Source organism: Hymenobacter terrigena (genome assembly GCF_054776515.1).
Genome location: NZ_BAAHBU010000005.1, coordinates 144,579 through 155,637, shown reverse-complemented (window position 1 = coordinate 155,637; position 11,059 = coordinate 144,579). Strand labels below are relative to the sequence as shown.

General features: G+C 59.5%; 9 protein-coding genes. 6 read left to right on the top strand and 3 right to left on the bottom strand.

Annotated elements, in window-relative coordinates:
- Positions 1 to 291: 291 nt before the first annotated feature.
- Positions 292 to 1,137 (bottom strand): DUF4382 domain-containing protein, encoded by an 846-nt coding sequence (locus ACYU7Q_RS19910; RefSeq protein WP_460611208.1) that lies wholly within the window; start codon positions 1,135 to 1,137, stop codon positions 292 to 294.
- Positions 1,138 to 1,249: 112 nt separating this feature from the next.
- The gene (locus tag ACYU7Q_RS19905) at positions 1,250 to 4,282 is read right to left on the bottom strand and encodes an AsmA family protein (RefSeq protein ID WP_460611207.1); all 3,033 of its coding nucleotides are present in this window, start codon (positions 4,280 to 4,282) and stop codon (positions 1,250 to 1,252) included.
- 432 nt (positions 4,283 to 4,714) lie between these two features.
- Here ACYU7Q_RS19905 and ACYU7Q_RS19900 point away from each other — a divergent pair, with 432 nt between their 5' ends.
- The 3 genes from ACYU7Q_RS19900 (at position 4,715) to ACYU7Q_RS19890 (ending at position 8,420) form a co-directional block, all read left to right on the top strand.
- On the top strand, positions 4,715 to 5,938 hold the full coding sequence (locus ACYU7Q_RS19900; protein ID WP_460611206.1) for an OmpA family protein: 1,224 nt from the start codon (positions 4,715 to 4,717) through the stop codon (positions 5,936 to 5,938).
- Positions 5,939 to 6,050: 112 nt separating this feature from the next.
- Entirely contained in the window at positions 6,051 to 7,082 is a 1,032-nt protein-coding gene (locus ACYU7Q_RS19895; RefSeq protein ID WP_460611205.1) for a PorP/SprF family type IX secretion system membrane protein, read from the top strand.
- 69 nt (positions 7,083 to 7,151) lie between these two features.
- Positions 7,152 to 8,420 carry an SUMF1/EgtB/PvdO family nonheme iron enzyme gene (locus ACYU7Q_RS19890; protein ID WP_460611204.1) on the top strand — a complete coding sequence of 423 codons (1,269 nt, stop codon included), beginning with the start codon at positions 7,152 to 7,154 and terminating at the stop codon, positions 8,418 to 8,420.
- 83 nt (positions 8,421 to 8,503) lie between these two features.
- Here ACYU7Q_RS19890 and ACYU7Q_RS19885 read toward each other — a convergent pair whose 3' ends face one another.
- Entirely contained in the window at positions 8,504 to 9,205 is a 702-nt protein-coding gene (locus tag ACYU7Q_RS19885; protein WP_460611203.1) for a ComF family protein, read from the bottom strand.
- Between the two features lie 182 nt (positions 9,206 to 9,387).
- Between ACYU7Q_RS19885 and ACYU7Q_RS19880 the strand changes: the two genes are divergently transcribed.
- From ACYU7Q_RS19880 to ACYU7Q_RS19870, 3 genes are read left to right on the top strand one after another with little or no spacing between them, the layout of a single operon-like run.
- On the top strand, positions 9,388 to 9,801 hold the full coding sequence (locus tag ACYU7Q_RS19880) for a carboxymuconolactone decarboxylase family protein (protein WP_201977755.1): 414 nt from the start codon (positions 9,388 to 9,390) through the stop codon (positions 9,799 to 9,801).
- Positions 9,798 to 10,190 (top strand): hypothetical protein, encoded by a 393-nt coding sequence (locus tag ACYU7Q_RS19875; RefSeq protein ID WP_460611202.1) that lies wholly within the window; start codon positions 9,798 to 9,800, stop codon positions 10,188 to 10,190. Before ACYU7Q_RS19880 ends, ACYU7Q_RS19875 begins: the two co-directional genes overlap by 4 nt.
- Positions 10,187 to 10,954, top strand: a complete 768-nt coding sequence (locus ACYU7Q_RS19870; protein ID WP_460611201.1) for an exodeoxyribonuclease III — start codon at positions 10,187 to 10,189, stop codon at positions 10,952 to 10,954. Before ACYU7Q_RS19875 ends, ACYU7Q_RS19870 begins: the two co-directional genes overlap by 4 nt.
- Positions 10,955 to 11,059 lie beyond the last annotated feature (105 nt).

Genomic DNA, 11,059 nt, shown 5'->3' with positions numbered 1-11,059 from the left:
GTTAATGCATCCGGCTGACCCAGCACCTGGGCCGCCGTTTTCAGCACATAAATGGCCCTTTCCTGCCCTTTGTTGCACGCTTTTTCCGAATTAATCCCCTTTTAACTACCCATTAATCCGCTTTTAATTTTTAGGATAAGCAGCTTTTTATTATGTGTTGAACGGCTATGCTGAGCCTGCCGAAGCCTGACGGATGTTCCTATTCAACTGCTGCTGTGTGGCTCCTTGCCGGTAACAAAAAGCCCCAACCGTTGCGGGTTGGGGCTTTTCGTTAGGTGAGATGCTAGCCGTCTAATTCAAGGAAGTGGTGCCCAGCTCTTTCACCTGGTCGCTGACGATGGTCACGCCCGTCAGTACCTTGTTCTGGTAGCTCGGCTGGCCGCTGGGGGCCGTGGTCGTCGGGAAGAATTCCACCCGATAAGAACCCGCCGCCAAACCGCTTATCCGGAACTCGCCCGAGGCATCGGCCGCCGTGCTCACCGTATCGGGCGCGAGCAGGCCTGAAGTGCGGATGGCCAGAATCTGGGGCCGGGCCGCCGCGGGGTTCACCGTGCCGTGCAGGCCGGCGCGCAGGTCCTGCGCCACCACCCGAATGACGGGTTTGAGCAGGTACCGCTCCTTTTTGTCGTTGCCCGGCTTCCAGTTGCCGCGCTCCACAATGGACTTGGCTACGTCGAAATCAAGCAGCAGCTGGTAGGTTTCGCGCAGCTTCAGGGTGGCTTTTTCCAGCTTCAGCTTCACGCCGGAGGTCTGGCCGCTGGGCGTTTTCAGGTCGTACTGCTGGCCATCGCGGCCAATCACGTAGCTATTCGGGCCCAGGATGAGGCGGATTTCCTTGAGGTCGCCGGGAGCAAAATCGTCGTTCACCAGCAGCGCCGAATTCCCGTTCACGTACTCCAGCACGTTGATGGCGCGGGGGGTGAAGTTCAGCGTTTTCCAGCCGTCTGGGTCGCCTTCGTCCTTGAGGTGCACTTCCACCTGGCGCACATCGAGCAGCACCGCGCTGAAGTCGCCGGGCGCGTCCATCAGCCGCACTTCGAGCTTGGACGTGTTGGCGTTTTCGTCGGAGCTCTTGGAGCAGCCCGCCAGGCCCAGCAGGGCAATGGCAGTGAGGGGAAGCAGGCGTTTGAACATCATAGCGTTAGTGTTAGTGTTAGTTGATTATTGAATTAATACAAAGCCCCGACTATCAATCAGATAGTCGGGGCTTCTACTCCAACAATTTGGCCAAAGTTGCTTCCGGCCAAGGCTAGGGCTTGGTGGTATCGGCCGGCTCCACGGCTTTCGGTTTGGGTTTCGGCTTATTGAAGAGGCTGTTGAACCCTTTGGCCAATTGCTCCTTGGCCTTGTTGGCGGCGTCGATGCGCTGCTGCTTTTTGTCGAGCTCGGCCTGGGCGGCGGCTTCCTCGGCGGTCTGGCCAGCGCGGCGCACACTGTCCTCCTTGCTCACGGTGCGGGGCTTGAGACCCAGCAGGTCGAGGGCTTTTTGCTTGGCCACGTTCTGCACCAGCGCCTTGCCCTGGTCCTTCATGCTGCCGCTGGTGAGCTTCACCACCGGCGCCTTCACAGTGCCGCCGATGTTCAGGCCCAGCGTCACGCGGTCGGTGCCCTGAATGTTGCTCACGCCCGTGAGGCGGGTGAGCTGGCTGCTCATGGCCGTGCCGAGCCGGCCGGTGGGCACGTTCAGGGCCGTGACGTAGGACAGCACGCCAGCCAGGCTGTTCGAGCCGCCGATGTTCATCTTCACGTCGCCAATGGTCAGGTCAAATGGCTGCACTACCAGGTTGCCGTTCACAATGTTGGCCTGGATTTTCTTATCCACCACCACCAGCGTTTTCAGCTCGGGCAGTGTGGTCAGGCTGGCAATCTTGGTCATCACCTCCGATTGGTTGATGGCCGCTTTCACCACGTCGAAAATGCCCTTGCCGCTCAGCGTGGCCAGGTTCGGGAACATATCCGGCCCCATCTCGCCACTCACATTGAAGTTGGTGCCGAACACGCCCTCCACCTGGCTGGCCAGCGGCACCAGCGTCTTGATGGTGTTGAACGCCGAGAAGGCTTTCTGGAAGCTCAGGTTGTTGATGTTCAGCCCGAAATTAAATTTCGGGTGCGCTAAATCCTTGCTGCTGTAGCTGCCCGTAGTGCCGAAGCTGCCGCCCAGCGTGTTAAACGTCAGGTTCTTGAGCGTGGCCGTCTGGTCGTTCACCGTCACCACGCCTTTGGCGTCGGTCAGTTTCAGGTTGTCGTACGTCACGTTATCAACGTGGCTGTTCAGCACGAGGTCAAAGTATTTCGGAATCTGCAGCACGCCTTCCGCTTTGGCTGGTGCCTTGCCGCCCGTAGCCGCCACCGTGGGCTTGGCCGACACCTCGTCCACCATCCACTCGTTCACGTTGAAATTGTGTGAGTTAACCGTCAGGTTGCCCTTAAGGGACTGCCCCGGTGTGAACAAATAACCCAGGTAGTTGCTGATGGTGCCCGACGCCGCAAAATCGGAGCTGCCGGCCATGCCGTTCACGTTTTGCAGCGCAATTTGGTTGTTATTAAACGTTGCGGTGCCGCTGTTGATTTTCACCCCCTGCGGCAGGTCTTTGCTCTTGTAGGTCACGTTGGTGGCCTTCACGGTGCCGCTGGCCACCACGTTTTGATAGCGGCCGGCTTCCACGTCGGCCATGTTGCCCTTGGCGGCAATGTCGCCGGCCACGCGGCCCGTCACGGTCATGCCCTGCAGCGGGAAAATCTTCGTGATTTTGGTCAAATCCACCGTGCCGCGCACGTTGGTGTCGAACACCGGCTTGTCGATGTTGTGGGCCGTAAGGCGGCCTTCCAGCGGCTCGCCCTCCAGCACCATCCGGAACTGCGGCAGGTTTATCTGGGTATCGTTCACCTGGCCTGTAGTATTCACCACCGTACCGCTGAGGTTAATATTCTCAATCGGAGCCGGGAATTTGGCCGATTTCACAAAGCCGTTGCTCAGCCGAATGGCCGCGTTCACCACCGGCATCTGCGTTTTTGAGTAGGTGCCTTTCGCCGTGCCGTCCACAAAAAACTGCCCGCGCATGGCCAAGTCCTTCACCGGGTACACCTTTAGGGCTTCCTCCAGGTTCACATTGGCTTTCACGCGGCCATCGACCTTCATCGGGTTCAGGCCATCGATGGCAATGTTGCCATCCACCGGGTCGGGGCCGAGGTCGAGGTGAAACTGTGGGATATTGACTTTCACATCATTGGTCACGCCCGTGGGGTTGCTCACCTGCATTTTCAGGTTGATATTCTTGGCCGCGCGGGGCAACTCGGGGTATTTGAACTGGCCATTGGTCACGGTCAGGTTCACGCCGTAGCCAGGCAGCTGCGTAGCGGTCTGGGTGCCTTTCGCAAAGCCATCAAATGCCACTTTGCCGCTGGTTTCAATGTTCTTGAACTTGTCGGTATACGCACCCGGCACCAGGCTAAGCAGGGTTTTGAAATCCGTTTCCAGCGCCTTAAATGTGATGTCGTAGGTAATGTCCGTCGCATTCGGCAGGCCAATAGCCCCAGCGAAGCTGAACGGAAAATCATTGAGCTTGAATTTATTATCCTTGAACGTGTACAGGTTCTTGTTCAGGTCCATATTCAGCGTCACGTCGGCGTCGAGCTTCTTGTCCGTCACGTAGGCCACGTTGTTGTAAGTCATGTCCAGGTCGGCGGCCGTGGTCTGCGACTTCATATCGAACACGTTGCTGGCGAAGTCGCCGCTGCCACTGTGGTTCACGCCGCGCGCCTCCATGCGGAAGGGGAGGGTCAAATCCTCGTAGCGCAAATGCGCGTCCGTCAGCTTCCAACCCTTGATGGCCAGGCTCACCTGGCTGGTATCCTGGCCCTTGGCCGCAGCGGCCGAGTCCGAAATCACCACGTCCCAGTTGGCGCGGCCGCTTTTCAGGCGGCGCAGGCTCAGGTCGGGCCGCTCCAGCTCCACGTCGTTAATCTTGATTTCCTGGCCCTTTATCACCGTCATCACGTCCAGGCCCACGCGCAGGCTGGGCAGGTAGGCCAGCGTGTCGCGGCTGAACGAGTCGAGCCCAATCACGCGCAGGTTCTTGATGTCCAGCGTCAAATCCGGGAAAGAGTGGAACACGCTCACGTCGATATCGGCCGGATTGTAGAGCACCTTGGCCCGCACGCGCTGGGCAATCTGCTTGTCGGCCAGGGCCCGCAGCTTGTCTTTGAATAGAAACGGCGCCGCCACGGCCGCCACCACCAGCACGATAACCAAAGCCAGCAACCCCAACAAAATCTTTCGCATAGCAAGTCCTCTTAAATGGATTAATCGCAACAAAGGTAAAACGCTGCCTGTGCCACAGTTTGAGGCCAAATCGACGAGCATGCCTTTTTAATAGAGCAGTAATAACGGGTATTGGCTCAACAGTTGGTTTTTGCGACGCCAGAGCTGTTGGCCAGCCGGGCCAGCCACCCCATTCCCGAAACAGGAAATGACATTAGAAAAGCATAACTGCAGGATTAGATTACTTATAAATAATTACCTAATTATTCTAAACACATTTTTGCACTATCTTTGGCGTGAACTGAATGTTACAGGTTTATAATTTAGCGTCAGATAGTTATCCAAGTCATTCGCAAGGTGACCTGATTATAAGTATTGATGTTAATTTATTAAGTTAATAGTCAAATATTTACTTCAAACACAAGCAGTCAGCGCTACCTCTTCTGCATTCGTATGACGCATTTTTTACCTGCTATTTCTTCGGTTGTACTAGGGTGGCTATTAGGAACGGCCCAGCCCGCACTGGCTCAAACCTCGCCCATGAGCGTGACGGGTAGCGTACAAACCGACTCGCAGGCGCCCTTACCGGGTGCAGCCATCACGGTCATTCACCTGCCATCGGGCGTGCGCCACGCCGCGGCCACCGATGCAGCGGGCCACTTCGCGGTGGCCAATCTGGCGGTGGGCGGCCCGTACCTGATACGGGTGGGGGAGGGTGGCTATCGCCCACAAACGGTTGAGAATATCTTTCTCGAAAACGGCAAAACGGCCAACTTCACCGTCACCCTGAACAAGCTCAGCGACGCACCGGCCAAAGCCAGTACCAACCGCAACAACGCCTCTACCACGCCCACATTGGCCCTGGCTAACGAAGCCGTGGTGGGTGGCCCCGTGCTCGTGACAGACCTCATCAGTTCTTCGCACCCTGGCCGCACCGTGGCCAATACCAAGCCAGCAGCCACGCACGTAGCCAGTACCCAGACTCCGGCCATACCGGCCCCGAATCTGGCAGCAACAGTTGCGCAGCCGGCTCCTCCAGTAGCTTCCGCACCTTCGTCACTTGCAGCTGGCCCGGCCACTTCAGCTGCACCGGCGGCTTCGCGGTATCCGCGCTACCCGGCCCGCCGGCCCACGCCCCACGTAGCTGACCCCATTGTGCCTGGCCATTTCGATGCCAAAACCGGCAACTACTTCTACGAGACCGGCCAGCCCATTACCCTCAAATTGCCCAACAGCGGGGCCATTACAAACGTGGGAACCAACTCCACCGAAAACTACCTATTCCGCTTTCTGAACGACCCGCAAGTGCAGGTCGACACCGTGGACCTGACCCGGGGCTGGTACAATTTCGACCGGGTATTTTTTGAAGCCGGCAAGGCCACACTCACGCCCGAATCCATCAGCCAGTTGCGCAACATTGCTGCGCTGCTGCGCGCCTACCCCCAGGCTCGCGTCAAGCTCGGCGGCTACACCGACGACACCGGTACTTATAAAGTAAACAAGGCGTTGAGCGAAGCCCGCGCCCGCGCCGCCTGGGCCAGCCTGGTCGAGATGGGCATCAGCCCCAGCCGCCTCGACGCCCGCGGCTACGGACCCAATTACTCCATCGCCTCCAATGCCACCGAGGAAGGCCGTGCCATGAACCGCCGCCTGAGCGTGAAAGTGCTGCAAAAATGAGCCTCGGCCGTTCCGGGCTTGGGTAGGCCGGGCCGTATCTTCGCCATACCGGCGCACTAATTTGCGCTGGCTTGGCGTTATGCCGGTCCGTATGCCACTGCCTCCTTCCTCATTGTTTAGCAAGCTAATACGTCCTGCTACGTTGGCCGGGCTGCTGGCTGCAGGCACCACCGGCGGCGCACATGCGCAGGACGTGTTTTTTTCGCAGCCTTTTGCCACCCGGCTGCACACCAACCCGGCTTTTACGGGTTTGGTCGATGATTATAGTGCCACGCTAAGCTACCGCAACCAGTTTCCCAGCCTGGCGGGCTCCTTCGTCAGCACCCAGCTCGGGGCCGACCTGCGCCTCAACACGCCGGGCCAGCACCACGCCCTTGGCCTGCTTATCAACCAGGACCGCACCGGCTCGGTGGGCTACACCCGCCTCGAAATCGGCGGCCTCTACGCCTACCACACCCGCCTCACCGAAAAAGTAGCCCTAAGCGGCGGCCTGCGCACCAGCTACGGCCGCCAGCGCGTGGGATATGACAATTTCGTGTTCGGCGACCAGATTCGGGAAGACGGCAGCGTGGGCGGCCCCTCGGCCGAGGCCCTGGATTTTGTGCCCGTCAACTATTTCAGCGTGGGCACCGGCGTGGTGGTGTATTCCGAGCAGGGCTGGATTAGCCTGGCCGGCCAGCACCTCAACCAGCCCGACCTGGGCTTCCGCCAGCAGAGCCAGCTCCCGCTTTCGCTGAGTATTTCCGGCGGCTATAAGTTCTTCGTTATTAAGCCCGGGCCAGGAATAGCCACCCGCGAGGTGAGCTACACGCCGGTGGCGGCCTACACGCGCCAGGGCGGCTCGCAGCGCATCGAAACCGGCGTATATCTCATGGCCTCCCCCGTTACGCTCGGCGCGGTGTATCGCAATATTTCGGTACCGGGCAGCGTTAGCCCCCAACACGTACTGGCTGCGGTGGCGGGCATTCAGGCCGGTGGCCTGCGCTTGGGCTACAGCTACGATGTGGGCCTAAGCCGTCTAAGTGCCGATTTGGGCGGTGCCCATGAGGTCACACTGGCGTTGCGGGCATTTGACCGATTGGAAAATGCCCATCGTCGCCTAAAAAGGCGCGTTTATCCGGCATCTCCTTGCCCGGTATTTTAATATTTTGTATTATTGCGTCCTAATTGCGCTAGCTAACCCCTCCTCACCCATACTGGTTTTAACTTTGTTATGAAATTAAATAATTATCTACGCTTAGTCTTGGTGGGGGCGGTAGCCCTTGCCGGCTGTGGCAAAAAGGGTCCGGCTACGGCCACGAACCCTGGTAAATATTCCTCTACGACGGGTATCGAGTACAATACCGAGAAGGGCATGTCGGTAGCCAACTTCAAGAAAATCCCCGAAGGCCCCGGCCTCGTGTTTATCGAAGGTGGCCGTACGGTGCTGGGCTCGCAGGAGGAAGACGTGACCATGACGCACGACAACATCGAGCGCACGGTCACCATCGCCTCGTTCTACATGGACGAAGCCGAAGTAGCTAACATTCACTGGCTCGAATACCTGCACTTCATCCGCACCGACTCGGCCGAAGAGTTTTACAAGTCGGCCCTGCCCGACACCACGGTGTGGGCGCGCGACCTGTCGTTCAACGACCCCTACGTGACGTATTACCTGCGTTACCCCGGCTTCCGCTTCTTCCCCGTGGTGGGCGTAAGCTGGCTGCAGGCCGATGACTACTGCACCTGGCGTACTGCCAAGGTGAACGAGCGCCTCGCGGCCGGCGGCGACAGCAAGGGCGGCAAAGGCGGCCTGTTTGGCAAGAAAAAAGACAAAGGCGCTGCTGCCGGTGCCGAAGGCACTGCCGGTGCTGCTGGCGCTCTGGCTACTGGCAAAAACAGCACTTCCATCGAAAACGGCAACACGCTGCCCAACTACCGCCTCCCCACCGAGGCTGAGTGGGAATACGCCGCTCAGGCCCTCGTGGGCACCCAGGAAGTGGGCAACGAAAACCAGGAGGAGAAGCGCATTTACCCCTGGGATGGCAAATCGACCCGCAACGCTTACGGCCGCAAGCAGGGCCAGTTCCTGGCTAACTTCAAGCGGGGCCGGGGTGACTACGCCGGCATCGCCGGTAGCCTGAACGACGGCGCTATGATTACGGAGCAGGTGTATGCCTACCCGCCCAACGATTACGGCCTCTACAACATGGCCGGCAACGTGAACGAGTGGGTGCAGGACGTGTACCGTCCCCTGTCGTTCCAGGATGTGGAAGACCTGAACCCCTTCCGTCGCAACGGCGTGGGTGACCCGGCCGAGAAGTACGACAAGAAAGGCTACCAGTCGTTGATTGACGACCACGTGCGCGTGTACAAAGGCGGTTCGTGGCGCGATGTGGCCTACTGGCTCTCGCCCGGTACGCGCCGCTTCATGGCCGAGGATTCGGCCACGGCAACCATCGGTTTCCGTTGCGCAATGATTAACGCCGGCTCGAACAAGTAATCGATTCGACAAAGCAAAAAAGGCTGCTCCTGAATCAGGAGCAGCCTTTTTTTATGGCTTATGCTTTTCGGATGATTGGAGATTTACCTATCCGCGCAGGCGATGGCCGCGATGCTGACCTCGGATGCGCCAGCCGCCAGCAGCACCGCGCCGCAGGCTTCCAGAGTAGCGCCAGTGGTAAGCACATCGTCGACGATGAGGACGCGGCGGCCGATAATCGACGTGGGGTTTTCTACTTCAAAGACCGTGGCCACGTTTTCCCAGCGCTGGGCGCGGTTCTTTTTGGTTTGGGTTTTGGTGTTGGTGGTGCGGCGCAGAGCGGTGTTGGCGGCTGGCACTTTCAAGCCCTCGGCCAGGCCGGTGGCGAAGGCGGCGGCCTGGTTGTAGCCGCGCTTGGCCAGCTTGCGCGGGTGCAGCGGCACGGGGATGATGAGGTCGAAATCGGTAGCCAGGCCGGCAGCGTGCAGTTCGGCCCCGTAGAGTTGGCCAAGCGCGGTGCCCACGTCGCGCTGGCCCTGGTACTTGAGCTCGTGGAGCAGGTGCTGCACCCGGCCGTGGCGCACGAAGCGCAGGTAGCTCAGGGCGTGGCGAATGGGCAGCTTGCCCCAGAAACGGCGGCCGAGCGGGTTCTGGTCGGGCGGCAGCAGGTGGAAGTCGGTGTACGGCAGCTCAGCTCGGCAGCCGGTGCAGAGGTGGTTTTCGCCGGTCACGAGCGGCTCGCGGCAAGCCAGGCACAGGCGGGGGTAGATGAGGCCGAGGAAATCGGCCCATAGGGTGCGGAACATACGGTAGAGTGGGGGAAGGGTTTGGGAGTAATTTTGGAGAAGCAATGTAGCTGGAATTCGCCCGTTATGCAGAGCGCAGCGAAGCATCTTTACCGCTTCGTTGTTACGACTTGAGTTAGTACCTCAGTAAAGATGCTTCGCTGCGCTCTGCATGACAGGCCTCCCATTTCCCTTCTCTAAAAATGTCCCAAGTAACCGAATTCAACGAGTACCGCCAGCGGATGAATGCCACCATCATGGCAGCCGACAACAAGGTCATCAAGCGGTTTTTCAACCTCGACACCAATACCTACGCAGCCGGCGCGCTCGACGTGAAAACCAAGGAAATGCTGGGCCTGGCCTGCTCCATGGTCCTGCGCTGCGACGACTGCATCAAGTACCACGTGGGCAAATGCTTCGAGGAGAAGCTGACCGACGAGGAGATTTACGAAGTGTTTGCCATTGCCAACATCATCGGCGGCAGCATCGTGATTCCACACTTCCGCCGCGCGGTGGAGTACTGGGAAATCCTGAAATCGGAAGCCGGCGCAGGCGCCCACGATGGCGCGGCCCTGGCCGCCCACAAAGCCGAACACGACGGCCAACCCGCCGCATGAGCGAGGACCTGAACGACACCGCCCCGGCCGAACACCCCGAGGCCGAAGCCGATTTCGACGCCCGTTGGGAAACCCTGATGGTAGAGATGGAGGAGCGTTTCGGCAAGCGCCCCGACCTGAACGCACTGCTGCTGCTTATCGGCATTCAGGAGCTGAACCAGGGCATCACCACTTTCACCAAGGAGGAAAAGCAGGACCTGATGCACATTGCCACCTGCCGGCTTTTCAGCCTCAGCGGCCACTACGAGAAGACGCACGTGGACGCCGACGGCTGGCCGCACTACAAGCTGCTGCGCCCCGTGCCCTTCGCCAACCTGAAAGAGCAGGAGCGCATGCTGAAGTGGCACGTGCTGGAATATTTCGCGTTGGACCCGGGAGACGACCTATGAAAATCATTTCTTACAACGTCAACGGCCTGCGCTCGGCCCTGAGCAAGGGCCTGCTGGACTGGGTAGCCGAGGCTGCCCCCGACGTGCTGTGCTTACAGGAAATCAAAGCCAGCCGCGAGCCGATGGATGTGTCGGGCTTCGAGAAGCTGGGCTACCGCGTTTACATGCACCCGGCCCAGAAGCCGGGCTACAGCGGCGTGGCCACCTTCACAAAGGCGGAGCCAAAGGCCGTTATCCACGGCTGCGGGCAGAGTTGCTACGACGACGAAGGCCGCGTACTGCGGCTCGATTTTGAGAACGTGTCGGTGCTGAACACGTACATGCCATCGGGTACCAGCGGGCCGGAGCGGCAGGCCTTCAAGATTGAGTGGCTGCATTTTTTTCGCGACTACGTGGCCCGGCTGCGGGCTGATGGCAGCACGCCGCTGCTCATCGGCGGCGATTTCAACTGCTGCCAGACGGCCATCGACCTGCACAACCCCAAAGCCAACCAGAACAGCCCCGGCTACACGCCCGAGGAGCGGCAGTGGTTTGCCGACTTTTTGGCGGATGGCTTGGTCGATACCTTTCGCCACCACCACGGCCCGGCTGAGGGGCATTACTCGTGGTGGAGCTACCGGGCTGGCTCGCGCGGCCGCAACGTGGGCTGGCGCTTGGACCATTGGCTGGCCGATGCGGCTCTGCAACCACGCCTGACGGGAGCGGGTCTGTTGCCCGATGTGGTGCATTCCGACCACTGCCCGGCCTGGGTGGAGGTGCTGTAGCGTGGACTCTGCGAGTCTGCGCGTTGTACGGTCCAAACGCGGACTCGCAGAGTCCACGCTACAAACGAACCAAGCAGCCTGCTCCTGATGTATCTTTCCCGATTA

Coding starts and splice junctions, on each gene's coding strand:
- ACYU7Q_RS19910 (WP_460611208.1), bottom strand. CDS start 1,137: ATGATGTTCAAACGCCTGCTTCCCCTCACTGCCATTGCCCTGCTGGGC.
- ACYU7Q_RS19905 (WP_460611207.1), bottom strand. CDS start 4,282: ATGCGAAAGATTTTGTTGGGGTTGCTGGCTTTGGTTATCGTGCTGGTG.
- ACYU7Q_RS19900 (WP_460611206.1), top strand. CDS start 4,715: ATGACGCATTTTTTACCTGCTATTTCTTCGGTTGTACTAGGGTGGCTA.
- ACYU7Q_RS19890 (WP_460611204.1), top strand. CDS start 7,152: ATGAAATTAAATAATTATCTACGCTTAGTCTTGGTGGGGGCGGTAGCC.
- ACYU7Q_RS19885 (WP_460611203.1), bottom strand. CDS start 9,205: ATGTTCCGCACCCTATGGGCCGATTTCCTCGGCCTCATCTACCCCCGC.
- ACYU7Q_RS19880 (WP_201977755.1), top strand. CDS start 9,388: ATGTCCCAAGTAACCGAATTCAACGAGTACCGCCAGCGGATGAATGCC.
- ACYU7Q_RS19875 (WP_460611202.1), top strand. CDS start 9,798: ATGAGCGAGGACCTGAACGACACCGCCCCGGCCGAACACCCCGAGGCC.
- ACYU7Q_RS19870 (WP_460611201.1), top strand. CDS start 10,187: ATGAAAATCATTTCTTACAACGTCAACGGCCTGCGCTCGGCCCTGAGC.